At 68.5% G+C, this 13,684-nt stretch carries 14 protein-coding genes, 1 other RNA gene and 1 riboswitch; of the genes, 3 read left to right on the top strand and 12 right to left on the bottom strand.

Annotation, left to right across the window (positions count from 1 at the left end; all coding sequences use genetic code 11):
* Nucleotides 1-117 precede the first annotated feature (117 nt).
* Nucleotides 118-588, top strand: a complete 471-nt coding sequence (smpB, locus tag ACVWZ8_RS14430) for an SsrA-binding protein SmpB (RefSeq protein ID WP_024367797.1) — start codon at nt 118-120, stop codon at nt 586-588.
* Nucleotides 589-698: 110 nt separating this feature from the next.
* Nucleotides 699-1,067: a transfer-messenger RNA gene (gene ssrA / locus ACVWZ8_RS14435) on the top strand.
* Between the two features lie 107 nt (nt 1,068-1,174).
* Here the strand turns inward: ssrA and ACVWZ8_RS14440 are convergent.
* On the bottom strand, nt 1,175-1,309 hold the full coding sequence (locus tag ACVWZ8_RS14440; protein WP_354239496.1) for a hypothetical protein: 135 nt from the start codon (nt 1,307-1,309) through the stop codon (nt 1,175-1,177).
* Nucleotides 1,310-1,358: 49 nt separating this feature from the next.
* A complete protein-coding gene (locus ACVWZ8_RS14445; protein WP_456504996.1) occupies nt 1,359-1,730 on the bottom strand; it encodes a hypothetical protein in 372 nt (123 codons plus the stop codon).
* A gap of 124 nt (nt 1,731-1,854) precedes the next feature.
* Here ACVWZ8_RS14445 and ACVWZ8_RS14450 point away from each other — a divergent pair, with 124 nt between their 5' ends.
* The gene (locus ACVWZ8_RS14450; protein WP_456504997.1) at nt 1,855-3,267 is read left to right on the top strand and encodes an MFS transporter; all 1,413 of its coding nucleotides are present in this window, start codon (nt 1,855-1,857) and stop codon (nt 3,265-3,267) included.
* On the opposite strand, the gene ACVWZ8_RS14455 is transcribed toward ACVWZ8_RS14450, so the two are convergent.
* The 10 genes from ACVWZ8_RS14455 to aroA form a co-directional block, all read right to left on the bottom strand.
* Nucleotides 3,251-3,622 (bottom strand): fluoride efflux transporter FluC, encoded by a 372-nt coding sequence (locus ACVWZ8_RS14455; protein ID WP_456504998.1) that lies wholly within the window; start codon nt 3,620-3,622, stop codon nt 3,251-3,253. The genes ACVWZ8_RS14450 and ACVWZ8_RS14455 overlap by 17 nt on opposite strands.
* Nucleotides 3,619-4,068: a fluoride efflux transporter FluC gene (locus ACVWZ8_RS14460; RefSeq protein WP_456504999.1), complete on the bottom strand. Its 450-nt coding sequence runs from the start codon at nt 4,066-4,068 to the stop codon at nt 3,619-3,621. The genes ACVWZ8_RS14455 and ACVWZ8_RS14460 overlap by 4 nt, the downstream gene beginning before the upstream one ends.
* Nucleotides 4,069-4,782, bottom strand: coding sequence for a metal-dependent transcriptional regulator (locus ACVWZ8_RS14465; RefSeq protein ID WP_456505000.1), 714 nt, complete (start codon nt 4,780-4,782; stop codon nt 4,069-4,071).
* Nucleotides 4,783-4,798: 16 nt separating this feature from the next.
* Nucleotides 4,799-6,085, bottom strand: a complete 1,287-nt coding sequence (locus tag ACVWZ8_RS14470) for an Nramp family divalent metal transporter (protein WP_426978655.1) — start codon at nt 6,083-6,085, stop codon at nt 4,799-4,801.
* Nucleotides 6,086-6,244: 159 nt separating this feature from the next.
* Nucleotides 6,245-7,021 (bottom strand): class I SAM-dependent methyltransferase, encoded by a 777-nt coding sequence (locus ACVWZ8_RS14475; RefSeq protein ID WP_426978653.1) that lies wholly within the window; start codon nt 7,019-7,021, stop codon nt 6,245-6,247.
* Nucleotides 7,022-7,091: 70 nt separating this feature from the next.
* Nucleotides 7,092-8,558 (bottom strand): aminotransferase class V-fold PLP-dependent enzyme, encoded by a 1,467-nt coding sequence (locus ACVWZ8_RS14480; protein WP_426978651.1) that lies wholly within the window; start codon nt 8,556-8,558, stop codon nt 7,092-7,094.
* Nucleotides 8,559-8,593: 35 nt separating this feature from the next.
* A riboswitch (SAM riboswitch) is annotated at nt 8,594-8,707 on the bottom strand.
* A 104-nt stretch (nt 8,708-8,811) separates the two neighbouring features.
* Nucleotides 8,812-10,146 (bottom strand): glutamyl-tRNA reductase, encoded by a 1,335-nt coding sequence (locus tag ACVWZ8_RS14485; protein ID WP_426978649.1) that lies wholly within the window; start codon nt 10,144-10,146, stop codon nt 8,812-8,814.
* Nucleotides 10,147-10,255: 109 nt separating this feature from the next.
* Nucleotides 10,256-11,068, bottom strand: coding sequence for a histidinol-phosphatase (gene hisN / locus ACVWZ8_RS14490; protein ID WP_354187453.1), 813 nt, complete (start codon nt 11,066-11,068; stop codon nt 10,256-10,258).
* 88 nt (nt 11,069-11,156) lie between these two features.
* A complete protein-coding gene (gene rsgA / locus ACVWZ8_RS14495) occupies nt 11,157-12,272 on the bottom strand; it encodes a ribosome small subunit-dependent GTPase A (RefSeq protein ID WP_426978648.1) in 1,116 nt (371 codons plus the stop codon).
* Entirely contained in the window at nt 12,256-13,683 is a 1,428-nt protein-coding gene (gene aroA, locus ACVWZ8_RS14500; RefSeq protein ID WP_456505001.1) for a 3-phosphoshikimate 1-carboxyvinyltransferase, read from the bottom strand. The genes rsgA and aroA overlap by 17 nt, the downstream gene beginning before the upstream one ends.
* Nucleotide 13,684: the final 1 nt, after the last annotated feature.

Below are 13,684 nucleotides of genomic sequence, written 5' to 3' on the forward strand. Positions count from 1 at the left end.
GCCTCGCGGCCGAGCAGCGGCTCTGCCGTAAACTGGAAGAAATCCGCGTCGGTGTGGCTGCGGACCCCCGGACCCCTGGCGCGCAGCCAGCCAACACACGATTCAAGGAGTTCTACCGTGCCGAAAGAAAGTGGCCGTAAGGTAGTGGCCACCAACCGCAAGGCCCGGCACGACTACCACATCCTCGACACCTACGAGGCCGGGATCGCGCTCATGGGCACGGAGGTGAAGTCCCTTCGCGAGGGCCACGCGTCCATGGTTGACGGCTTCTGCACCTTCTATAACGACGAGTTGTGGATGGAGGGTATCCACATCCCGGAGTACCACCAGGGGAGCTGGACCAACCATGCGGCCCGCCGGCGGCGGAAGCTGCTGCTGCACCGCGACGAGCTCACCAAGATCTCGCACAAGATCCGTGAGTCAGGCTTCACGATCGTGCCGCTCCAGCTGTACTTCCTGGACGGACGCGCGAAGGTGGAAATCGGCGTGGCCCGCGGCAAGAAGGAATACGACAAGCGCCAGACGCTGCGCGAGCAGCAGGACAAGCGCGAGGCCCTGCGGGTGATGCGCGAACGGAACCGCCGCTAGCGGGAATCATTCTGCGGGGGCGTGCGTTATGCTAGATAGTCCGGGAAGGAATCGAGCGGAATCCGCGAAGCGGTTCAGCTGCAGATCTGACCGGTTTGATAAAAAAATACGGGGATGATCGGTTTCGACGATGTTAGTCGCGACAGGTGAAGCGGGCCGAGGATGCAGAATTATCTCGTAAACGCTGTCTGCAAACCAATAAGTGCCGAATCAAAACGCACTGACTTCGCTCTTGCTGCCTAAGCAGTAAGACAGTCCGTCAGCCCGAGGTTGCTATTGCCCCGGATCCTGGCGTCATTTAGATAGCCACTGCTGTTTACCTCCGTCATCGGGGTGAACGGGACTCTTAGATGACTGGGCCCGGATCAGCCAGCTGTTTGCAGCGTGGCCGGGGCCGAGAAAGTCCGACGCAAACTGCGCCCGGAGAAGCCCTGACAACACGACATCGGACGGGGGTTCAATTCCCCCCATCTCCACATGTGAGCGCCGGAAACGGTGCTCCACCCCGTATAAAAAGGCCGGAAGCTCATGCTTCCGGCCCTTTTGGTTTCCCGAGCTTTCGCTCCGTGTTCCCGAGCGTTCCCGCTCAGCGTTTCTTGATGTGCGCTACCGGGTCCGCGTGGGTTTCCGCGATGTTCTTGGTCTTCTTCTCGGCCCGTTTTTCCTTGATGGTTTTCACCGGCTTCTTGGCCTGGTGCTGGTGCGGCGTTTTGTCAGGCATTGCGCCCTCCCTGAGGCGGAGGGGCCCGCGTGGCCCCGTGCTTCTTAAGTTACGCCTCCGGCACCGCGACGTCCACGATGCCGACGAACCGGCTGCCGACTCCCTCATACTCGCTGCGGACCAGCCCCTCACCGAGCGGCGGGATCTCATACGACGCGTGATCGGCGCAGATGACATAGGTGAACTCCGGCCACCACTTCTTCGGCCGGGCCGCTTCGGAGAACCCGCAGACCGCACATGTCAACTGGACCCAGACCGGGCGCTTGCCCGTCCGGTTCGCCCTGGACTGGACCAGCCATGCCGGGGGATTGTCGAGGAGCTCGCCGAGCTCCGCATCGGAGAGACGTGGGGGGATACCGTGACGGTGAGCCATTTCCAGCGGAATATCGAGGATCTGGGCTGCAACACGACGGGTAACCATCCATCAACGATACGTGATGGCAGGGCGGCAGCAGGCCCTGCAGGCGGCCCGGGCGCCGCGATGTTAGGCTCATCACAAACCCGGTGCCGCCTTGCCGCGGGAGGCAGTGAGGAAGGCAGCAGCCATGTCCGGAACGCCCGCCGCAGCCATGTCCGTCCTGGAAAAACGCGTACTGTTCGCCTCCTTCATCGCCTCCTTCATCGCCTTCTTGGACGGCTCGGTGGTCAATCTTGCCCTCCCGGCGATCGGGCGGGAGCTGGGCGGCGGCCTCGTGGTCCAGCAATGGGTGGTGGACGCGTACCTCCTGACCCTCGGCGCGCTGATCCTGGTGGCGGGATCCCTCTCGGACCTGTTCGGCCGGGTCCGGGTCCTGCAATGGGGCCTCGCCGGTTTCACCGCCACCTCCGTGCTCTGCGGCCTCGCCTGGAGCGGGGAGTCGCTGATCCTTACCCGCGGTCTGCAGGGTGTCGCCGGGGCACTGCTCGTGCCGAGTTCGCTCGCGCTGATCGTGAGCGTTTTCAGCGGCCCGGCGCAGTCCCTGGCGATCGGCCGATGGTCGGCGTGGACGTCCGGGGCGATCGTCGCGGCGCCCCTGCTCGGCGGCCTCTCCGTCGACCTGTGGACGTGGCGGATCATTTTCTTCCTCAACGTGGTTCCGGCAATTGCCGTCTGGCCGGTCCTGCTCAAACTGCGGGAACTGGACCTCGCGCGCACTCCCGGCGGCCGGATCGACGTCATCGGGACCATCCTGGCGGTCGTAGGGCTTGGTGGTACCGTCTATGCCCTCATTGCCCGCGGCAGCATGGGCTGGGGCTCTCCCCAGGTCTGGTTGCCGCTGGCCGCCGGAGCCGCAGGCCTGACCGCATTCCTGATCCATGAGGCGCGGACTCCGGCCCCGATGATGCCGCTGCGGCTTTTCGCCATCCGCAACTTCGGCTGGGGCAACATCGCGACGACGGCGATCTACGGCGCCCTGTCGCTTGGCTTCTTCGTGCTGGGCCTGTTCCTGCAGCAGGTGGCCGGGCTGGGTGCCACCGCGGCCGGCTTCGCCCTGCTGCCCTCCACGCTCATCCTGTTGCTGCTCTCCTCCCGGGCCGGAGCCCTCGCCGGCCGCTTCGGTCCCCGCTGGTTCATGACCGTGGGACCATTGCTGTGCGCCTCCGGATTCCTGCTGCTGCTCACGATCGGCCTGCCGCTGAACTACGTCGGCCAGGTCCTGCCGGGCTTGCTCGTCTTCGGTCTGGGCCTGGCCGTCACCGTCGCACCGCTCACCTCGGCCATCCTCGGAGCGGTGGATCCCGAAGAAGCCGGCATCGGCTCGGCCGTTAATAACGCCGTCGCCCGTATCGCAGGCCTGGTCGCAATCGCCTTCGCGGGGGTGATCACGGGACCGGCCGTCACGACGTCGGGCCTGCACAACACCTCGGCGGTCACCGCGGCGCTGTTCGTCGTGGGGGCGGTGTCCTCCGCCGTCGGCATCCGGAACCGGCCGCCGGGGGCTAAGCAGGCGCCGGACGCGTCTAGCCGGCCAGGCTGAGGCCGAGCGCCGCGGCAGCCAGGCCGGCCAGCAGATTGGCGGCCACATTGAGGGTGGCGGCGCGGTAGCGCGTCTCGCTGACAAGCCGCACCGTGGCGGTGGTCCAGGAGCTGAAGGTGGTGAGGCCCCCGGCCAAGCCCGTCGCGAGCCCGGTATGCCATTCGGGTCCCAGGCCAAGCCGGTCCGTCACGCCGATGGACAGGCCGATGATGAAGGATCCGACGATGTTCACCGTCAAGGTTGCCCAGGGCCAGTGCGGGTGGGGCCCCGGGCGGTGCGCAAACCAGGAGTCAACGGCGAACCGCAGCAGGGCGCCGGCCACCCCGAAGACGCCCACGAGCAGCCCGGCGATCATGAGACCCTTCCCCTCAGGTCGGACAGCGCCTTGCCGGACTTCCAGCCGGCGGCGGCGGCCCCGAGCCCGAGCACCACGGAAAGCCCCAGATAGGCCAGCCAGGTTCCGTGGAAGCCGCCGCGGAGCTGCTGGTCCACCGAGAAGACGACCGCTGAGAAGGTGGTGAAGGAACCCAGCAGCCCGGGGCCGAGACCGGCCCGCAGCCAGAAGGCCGTCTTCGGCCGAGCGATCCAGATGGTGGTGAGGGTGGCGAGAACAAAACTGCCGACGACGTTGATCGCCAGGGTGGTCCACGGCACCGCGTCTGCCGCCTCCGGAAAGGCAATGCCAGCCGCGTAGCGCAGCTCCGTTCCAAGCAACCCGCCGGCCGCCACGGCCGCCCACGCCCGCCAGCCCGGTAGGCCCGGGCGTTTCCCTGCCCTGGCCTGCTTCAGCGTGCCCGGCATTCAGCGTCCTGCGATACGGCAGCCTGCGTGGGCCGCCTCGCTGTGAACCCACAGCGCCGAGGCTACTTCCTCGGCGAGGTCGACCTCGCGCCCGCTGGCGCCGGAGCCGACGCGGACGACGAGAGCGCCGCCGAAAGGCCTCCGGCCGATGACTTCGACGGCGGCGTCAAGGTCGATTTCCTCGGCGGCAAGGTAGCGGAGCAACTCGGGGTTTTCATCGCTGATCCGGATGATCCGGCCGCTGTGGCCGTCGTCGAGATCGCTCATCCGGTGGGCCGGGGGCATCAGCACGGAGCCGTCGACGGCCGGGATCGGATCGCCGTGCGGGTCCCGGACCGGGTTGCCCAGCTTGGCCGCCATCCTCTCGATGAAGGTGTCCGAGACCGCGTGCTCCAGCAGCTCGGCTTCGTCGTGTACCTCGTCCCAGCGGTAGCCGAGCTCCTGGACGAGGAAGGTTTCGATCAGCCGGTGACGCCGGACCATCAAAAGTGCCAGCCGGACGCCGTCGGCCGTCAGCGTGATCGCGCTGTACGGCTGGTGATCCACCAGGCCCTGGTCCTTGAGCTTGCGGACCATTTCGGAGACCGAGGAGTTGGCGACCCCGAGCCGCTGGGCCAGCTGTGTGGAGGTGATGGGCTTGTCCTGCCACTCCGTGAAGGAGTAGATGACCTTGACGTAGTCCTCAATGGAGGAGGATGGCGGGCTGGTCTTCACAGCCACAAGCCTACCGTCAGGCAGCCCCGGAGAACGTAAGCCACAGCAGGACCAGGTTCAGGGCGACGACGAGGACCACGCTGATGATGGCGGCAATCCGGAGCGGGATACCGTCCGCGAAGCGGCCCATGAGCGCCTTGTTGCTGGTCAGGACCACCAGCGGGACCAGGACGAAGGGAATGCCGAAACTCAGCACAACCTGGCTGAGGACGAGGCCCCACGTGGGGTCGAAGCCCACGGACAGAAGCACGACGGCCGGGATCAGCGTAATGACGCGGCGGGTCATCAGCGGGATGCGGATCTTGAGCAGGCCCTGCATGATGGTTCCGCCGGCGTAGCAGCCCACCGAGGTGGAGGCCAGGCCCGAGGCGAGCAGGCCCACGGCGAAGATGACGCCGACGACGGGGCCCAGGTTGGCGGTGATCGCGGCGTGCGCCCCCTCAATGGTGTCCGTCCCGTCCTCTCCGCCCAGCGTTGACGCCGCCAGCAGCAGCATGCCGATGTTCACGATGCCGGCGATGGCGAGCGCCGCCACGACGTCCCACCGGGTGGCCTTGACGAGCCTGGCCATCGCGGGCAACGGAACATGCAGGTGCGGATTCGGACGGTGCCGGTCCCGGGAGAGGGCGGAGTGGACGTAGATGGCGTGCGGCATCACTGTCGCGCCAAGCATGCTGGCGGCCAGCAGGACCGTGTCCGGGCCCTGGAAGCCCGGCACGAGCCCGGCCAGGACGCCGCCGGGGCTGGGCGGGCTGATGAACAGGCCGGCCAGGAATCCGATGGTGATGATGCCCAGCAGGAAGATGATGACGAATTCAAACGGCCGTTGTTTGTTCTTGGCCTGTACCGCGAGCAGGAGCATCGACACGCCGCCGACGATCACGGCGCCGAGGGGCAGGGGCAGCCCGAAGAGCAGGTACAGGGCGATCGCTCCGCCCACGACCTCCGCGAGGTCGGTGGCTGCGGCCACGATTTCGGCCTGGACCCAGAAGGCACGCCGCCAGAACGGCTTGAGTCGTTCGCCGAGGATCTCCGGGAGGCTCTTGCCGGTCACGATGCCGAGTTTTGCGGACTGGTACTGGACCAGCACGGCCATGACGTTGGCTGCGACGAGGACCCAGACCAGGAGGTAGCCGTACTGCGCCCCGGCCGTGAGATTGGCGGCGACGTTGCCCGGGTCCACGTAGGCGATGGAGGCCACGAAGGCAGGACCCAGCAATCCGATCAGTGCCCTGCGCGCTCCCGGTGTCCGCCGGTTGGGCGCTCCCGCCGCCGGCGGTTGGTGTCCAGTTACTTCCAGCACTGCGGGCTCCCATTGCTCGGGGCGTCAACATTGACGCGACGGTCGGTTCCGGCGGATGGTGCGGGCCGGTTCCAAAGTTGTGACTGCCTACAACTGATTGTTAGGCATACCGAAACCATAAACCCCCGCGGTCACTGCCTGCAACGTGGCCGGACATCCTCAGGCCCGGACGGCCCACCAGCTCTGGGTCAGGTAGGGGAGCGGAAGCACCTCGCCGGGGGCATGGCCCAGATGCTCGTGCAGGTACCAGTCCAGGTTGGCGAGCACCTTGGCCCTGGTGGCCTCGCCCGCGGCAAGGTAGTAGCTCCGGGATTTTGCCAGTTCTATAATGTCCGCTGTGGTCACCGGATCCTCCCAGCGGGTCAGGTGGCTCTCGAGTCCGGTGAACTCGGGCCCGAGGAGCGGTTTGAAGTGGGGCTTGTGCACATCGCCGGCATGCATGATCCGCGTGAGCCGGTGGACCCAGGGAACGGAGGTGTCCAACTGGTTCCAGATCAGCCCCAGGACGCCGTGCGGGCGCAGGATCCTGGCGATCTCGGTGCTGGCTCGGAACGGATCGCACCAGTGCCAGGCTTGGGCGATCGTGACAAGATCGTAGGCTGCCGGAGCCAGCCCGGTGTCTTCGGCGGTGCCCTCGATGGCGGCCACGCCGGGCAGTGTCCGCCGGAGCTGTTCGAGCATATCGGCGGAAGGATCGACCGCTACGGTGTGCAGCCCGCGTTCAGCCAGGAGGGCCGTGAACTTACCGGTTCCGGCGCCGATGTCCGCGGCGTCCCTCGCGCCGGCCGGGATCAGCCAGTCGGCCGACTCGCCGGGATATCCCGGCCGGACCCGCTCATAGTGGGCTCCGCCGTCCCGGAAGCTCTGCCCGAGTTCCTGGCGGCGGTCCTCCTGCAGTTTGGGGCCGCTGTGTAGGGTGGGGCCGCCGCGTGCCACGTGCGATCTCCTTCGGGCAGGTCCGGTTGGTACCCTTCGAATTTACCGCACGTGGGGTTACCGCGGAGGCCTACTCCGCCACCGCGCACGGCGCGGCGCCGGCGGTCCCCGGCGTGTTCGGTGCCCAGTGAGGGTAGCTGCGGGCGTCGTTGGACGGCACCCAGCGGCCGGCATCCACCACGTAGTCCCAGCCGAGGCCGGTCCGCCGCAGCTCCTGGATACCGGCGAGCAGCCGCTGCGCATCCTCGAGCCGCGAGCCGAGGCCGAAGCTGGCCCGCAGCGAGCCCGAGGGCAGGCCGAGCCGCTTGAGCAGCGGGTGGGCGCAGAACCGGCCGTCACGCAGTCCGATGCCGTGTTCGGCGGAAAGGTAGGCGGCAACGAGGCCGGCGTCGTAGCCTTCGACGGAAAAATTGACGACGCCGATCATGCCGGCGCCCTGCCCGTCGCCTTCAGGGTCCGTGTCCGCGAAGATCCGGTGGACCGTCACGCCGTCGATCTGCTGGAGACCCTCGACGACGAAGGAGCGGATGGTGTCCTCGTGGGCGTACCACTGCGTCTGGTCCAGGGCGGCAATCACCTGGGTGGCCCGGGCCAGTGTTGCCGCGCCCAACACATTGGGGGAGCCGCCCTCGTGCCGGGCCGGGCCTGTGGTCCAGCTGACCGTGTCCAGCCTGGCGTCGCTGACGGCTCCGCCGCCGGCCAGGTGCGGGGTGCCGGCGTCGAGCCAGTCCGGGCGCCCCACCAGCACGCCGGAACCGAACGGCGCGTAGAGCTTGTGGCCGGAGAAGGCGAGGTAGTCGACGTCGTCCGCGGTGATGTCGATGCGCCGGTGCGGGGCGAGCTGGGCGGCATCGACGACGATCCGGGCGCCGTACTCGTGGGCAAGGGAGGCCAGGGTGCGGATGGGCAGGATCTCGCCGGTGACGTTGGAGGCGCCGGTGACGGCGAGCAGGCTGATGCCGCCTTGCGCCAGCTGTTCGCGCAGCTTGTCCAGGGTCGCGGCAAGGGTGGGGGCGGCCACGACGCTGCGGTGCGGCACGGTCTGCCAGGGCAGCAGGTTGGCGTGGTGCTCGATATCGAGGTAGAGAACCTCCCCGGTGTGCCTGCCGTCGCTGACCGGCAGGCAGCCGGCCAGCAGGTTCAGCGAGTCGGTGGTGTTGCGGGTGAAGATCACGGAGTCGCCCGGGCGGCCGCCAACAAACTCGCGAACGATGGTGCGGGCGTTTTCGTACACGGAGGTGCTGATCTGGGAGGCGTAGCCGGCGCCGCGGTGGACGCTGGCGTAGAACGGCAGGATCTCGTTCAAGTAGGCCGACACCACGGACAGTGCGGGGGCGGAGGCTCCGTAGTCCAGGTTGGCGTAGCGGACGTGTCCGCCCTGGATCAGCGGGGCCTGGATCTCCGCCCCGGTGACCGCGGCGAGCGGCCTGCCGGCGACGGCGAAGCGGTCGGGGAGCGCCGCTGCGGAGGCGGGGCGGACCCCGCCGGAGGCAGGAAAAGTGGCAGGAAAGGTGGCGGGAAAAGTGGCAGTCGTCATGGGACCTCGCTCGAAAAAGGACCCCAAGCACCGGGGATCCGCGCTTGCCGCGTCCGTTCCGGACCGGCCAGGTCGTCACCCGGGGCACCCCACCGCGAATGGAGGGTTGCCGGCCAGCAAACCGGGGTTTAGCGCTGGCACTCGTGACCTGCTTCGAGCCTAGGACATCCCGGCCGCCGCGGAAAAGGCAGGGCAGGAATGTGAAGCGCTTTGTTACGCACCGCAGTGGCTGGTGCCTTTGGTGCGTCGCGGCCTACGGCGCGGCGCTGGCTGCGCTGCTGAGCTGGACATCAAGGCCGAACAAGGCCTCCAGGGCTGCCGTGTAGTCGGCCTGGCGGCCGGCGGTGGCCAGCTCCCTGGCCCGGACGGTCGGGGTATGGAGCAGCCGCCGGACGATGCGGCGCAGGGCGATGTTCACGTCCTCAGCCGGGGCGCCACCGCCGTGTTGCCGTCTGACCCGCTCCATTTCGGCGTCGAGGACGTCCTGGATGTACCGGCGCAGGGCAACGACGGCGGCGTCGACGGCGCGGATCGCTTCCTGCTCCTCGAATTGCCGGGCAGCCTGCCTGACCAGGGCATGGGCGAGGCGAAGTGCTTCGGCGTCCGCTGGGGGAGCGGCAAGCTGCACGGATCCCAGCGTGATCAGTTCGACGCCCGGCAGGTCCGCCACGTGCGGGTCGAAATCGTGGCTGGGAGCCAAGTCAATGACGGTAAGCGGACGGGCTGCGTCCTGCCTCCAGCGCGCCAAGCTGGCGGCGCCAATGCGAGCCCCGGTGCCGCTGCTGCCGATGATGACATCTGCCGCGGCGGCGGCGGCGGGCAGCTCCCGCTCTGTCAGCGGCGTTCCGCCCCGGGCGGCCGCAAATGCAGCGGCCCGCCCGGAGTGGGAGTAGACGGCAACACTGATGCATTGCCTGCTTCTCAGGAGTTCCGCCACGTGCGCGGCGTAGGCACCCGTGCCTACCAGGACCACGGATGCCCCGGCCAGGCTTCCCTGGCTGGATCCTATGGCTGCCAGATCCAGGGCGACGGTGGCGATGGATCGTCCGGCGGCGCTGAGGGCTGTCCGCGCCCCTACCGCCTTGGAAACGCGGGAGGCCGCTTGAAACAGCCGACTCAACCGTCCGCCGGCCGTACCCGCCAGCTGGGCGTCGGCGAGGGCGCGGCGGACCTGGCCGGACACCTGGCGCTCACCGACCACAACGGAATCCAGTCCTGCCGCCACCGCGAAGAGGTGCGCGGGGACCGACGCGCCCTGGACGTACTCGAAATGCGACGTGAGCAGGGCGGCCGGCAGGCCGGAGCAGCGGCAGAGGGCGGCCAGCGCATCGGACCGCGCGGACTCAACGTCCCGGGCCGAGGGGACTTCGCAATAGATTTCGAAGCGGTTGCAGGTGGACAAGACCAGCGATCCGGAAACGGCGGGACTGCTGGCGAGGAGGTCCGGGGCTAGCTCGGTGGAGACAGCATGCAGCCGCGCAGCCGAATCGTGGTCCAGATCCCGGTACCTCGCAATGAGCGCCAGTAGCACCGGCCCCGATCCGGAGTCCCCGGATGCGGGATCCGCCGTTGGATGTGTTCCGGACATGGCTGTTCTCCTCCCAGAAAAGGTCCAGGCCGCGTCGCGACAGGCACTCAGGCCCGCTGCCGTGGCCAGAGTGATGCATCGACCTTCGGGATATCTTGAGCGCGGGACCTTACAGCAGGTCGTCGAGGCCCGGGTTGAGGCGCTTGAGGACCTCCGAGTGCAGGATCGAGTTCGTGGCCAGGGCGTTGCCACCGAACGGCCCGTCCTCACCCTCGAGGGAGGTGAAGCGGCCGCCGGCTTCCGTGACGATCGGGACCAGGGCCGCCATATCGTACAGGTTCAGTTCGGGCTCGCAGGCGATGTCGACGGCGCCCTCGGCCACCAGGCAATAGGACCAGAAGTCACCGTAGGCGCGGGTCCGCCATACTTCCTCGGTGAGGCCCAGGAACTCGTCGAGGTTTCCGCGTTCCTTCCAGCCGCCCAGGCTTGAGTAGGACAGCGAGGCGTCCGAGAGCTGGGAGACGTTGGAGACCCGCAGCCGGGTGGCTGCGGCGAGCGAGCGGCCCATGTAGGCGCCGGCACCCTTGGCCGCCCACCAGCGCTTGCCCAGTGCCGGTGCACTGACGACGCCGACGACGGGCTCGCCCTCGTCAACGAGGGCGATCAGGGTGGCCCAGACGGGGACACCGCGGACGAAGTTCTTGGTCCCGTCGATCGGGTCGATGATCCAGCGCCGGGACCCGTGGCCGGAGCTGCCGAATTCCTCGCCCAGGACGGCATCGCGCGGGCGGGAGCGGGACAGTTGGCCGCGGATCGCTTCCTCTGCGGACTTGTCCGCATCCGTCACCGGCGTCAGGTCAGGCTTCGTTTCGATCCGAAGGTCCAGCGCCTTGAAGCGGCTCATGGTCTGGGAATCTACGGAGTCTGCCAGTACATGGGCAAGGCGCAGGTCATCGTTATAGCTCGAAGCGGGTTGACTCATGGTTCCAAACTACCGCCAAAGGGGGCGGCTCGCCGGGAGGCCACGTTGCCGGGCCACAGGAGGTGGACCGGGCGTGCCCTGCACAAAACTAGGAAACGGTGCCGAGTTCCTTGACGTCCTGCGCTTCCATCCGTGGGTCCGTGCCCAGCAGCCGGCGCAGCGAGGACAGCCTCGCCGGGCCGGATGGCCCCGCATGGCCCGCAGCCACCCACGCATCCACGCCGCAGTTGACGGCGCTGGAGTCATGCTTGCAGCCCCGCTCACAGTTGTCGGTGCCGGGTTCGAGGTCCGGGAAGGAACGCAGGATCCGGTCCGGATCCACATGGGCCAGGCCGAAGGACCGGATGCCCGGCGTGTCGATGATCCAGCTGCCCGCCGGGGCATCGTTGACCTTGAGCGCCAGCGCGGAGGAGGAGGTGTGGCGGCCGCGCCCGGTGACGGCGTTGACACCGCCGGTGGCGCGCTCGGCACCGGTCAGGGCGTTGACCATGGTGGACTTCCCGACGCCGGAATGGCCCAGCATGACCGTGACCTTCCCGTCGAGGTACGCGCGCAGCTGTGACACCGCGTCCTTGTCCAGCCGGGCGGACAGTCCGTCATCCGAGCGGGCATCGATGCCGGAGGCGGCCGAATCCGCCGTCTTGCTGATGATGACCGGGAAATCCAGGTGCTGGTAGTTGGAGAGGAGCTCGGCAGGATCCTTGACGTCGGCTTTGGTGACGAGCAGCAGCGGCTCAATGCCGGCGTCGTACGCGGCCACCAGGGCGCGGTCGATGAACCCGGTCCGCGGCTCCGGGTTGGCGGCGGCCACCACGATCACGAGCTGGTCTGCGTTGGCGACGACGGCACGCTCGATCGGGTCCGTGTCGTCGGCGCTGCGCCGCAGCAGGGTCTTGCGGTCCTGGATCCTGACCAGCCGGGCCAGGGTGTCCGGTTCGCCGGTGACATCCCCCACGAGCGAGACGAAGTCGCCGGCCACCACGGGGTTGCGGCGCAGTTCCCGGGCGCGGGCGGCGATGATCTTGCGTTCGTGCCCGGTGCCTTCGCCGACGACGGCAGTGTAGCGTCCGCGGTCGACGGTGATGATCCGGCCTGTGACGGCTTCGTCATGGCTGGGCCGGTCCTTGGTGCGCGGTCGCGTGCCCTTCTTGTTGGGACGGATCCGGACGTCCGATTCGTCCCAGGAATCAGTGCTGCGGGCCACGGGGGGCGTCCTTTTCTGCGGCCGGGCCAACCGCGGCTTCTGCCCCAGGGCCCTGTGCCAGCATGGCTGTCCACAGCTGCGGGAAGTCCGGCATGGTCTTGGCCGTGGTCGCGATGTCCTCGACCTCGATGCCCGGCACGGCCAGGCCCAGGATGGCGCCCGCAGTGGCCATGCGGTGGTCCGCATAGCTGCGGACCACGCCGCCGTGCAGGGCAGCGGGCCGGATGATGAGGCCGTCGCTGGTCTCCTCGGCGTCGCCGCCCAGGCGGTTGATCTCGGCCATGAGCGCGGCCAGCCGGTCCGTTTCGTGCCCCCGGAGGTGGGCGATGCCGCTCAGCCGCGAAGGGCCGGTGGCCAGGGCACAGAGTGCTGCCACGGTGGGGGCGAGTTCGCTGGTTTCGTCGAAATCGCCGCCCTTGATCTCCTCGCCGCCGGTCACGGTCAGGGTGCCTTCCTCCAGCGTGACGGTCGCGCCCATCGTGGAAAGGATGCTGCGCCAGAGGTCACCCACCTGGGTGGTCTCGGCGGGCCAGTTGGGGATCCGGACCGTCCCGCGGGTGGCCAGGGCGGCAGCGAGGAAGGGCCCGGCGTTGGACAGGTCCTGTTCGATCCTGAGATCAAAGGCGCTGATGGCCCCGGGGGACACGATCCAGTGGTTGGGACGGGAATCGTCGACAGCCACACCGACTCCGCGGAGGACGGCGACGGTCATGTTGATGTGGTCCAGGCTCGGGACGGGGGCGCCGGGGTGGTCCACGCTCGCGTGTTCCAGATGCAGCCCCTCGCTGAACCTGGCGCCGGCGAGCAGCAGGGCGGAAACGAACTGTGAAGAGGCGCTGGCGTCGATGGCGAGGTGGCCGCCGCGCACCTCGCCGGTACCCTGGACGGTGAACGGCAGCGCGGACGCCGGACCGCCGTCGGGCGAGCGGACCTCGACGCCAAGGCCGGCCAGCGCCTCGATGATGGTTCCCATCGGCCGCTTGCGGGCGTGCGGGTCGCCGTCGAACAGGGTGGCTCCGCGGCGCAACGCTGCCACCGGCGGGACGAAGCGCATGACAGTGCCCGCCAGGCCGCAGTCGATCCCGGTCCGTTCCGCAGCGGCGTCCAGGCCGATCGGCAGGATTTCCAGGTCGGGGCCGAAGGTGCCGTCGCCCGGGACCTCCGTGATCGTGGCGCCGAGCTGGCGGAGCGCCCCGATCATCAGCGCCGAGTCCCGCGAGTGCAGCGGGGCGCGCAAGCGCGAGGGTCCGTCGGCGAGGGCGGCCAGCACGAGGTATCTGTTCGTCAGGGACTTGGACCCCGGAACGGTAACCGTCGCGTCGACGGGCCGCTCGGCAAACGGCGCCCGCCAGTGCGGAGCGCAGTCTGCCGGAACGGGGGTGGCGGCTGCTGTGGGGGTGGCGCCTGTCATT

The sequence above is a fragment of the Arthrobacter sp. UYCu723 genome, assembly GCF_054059215.1.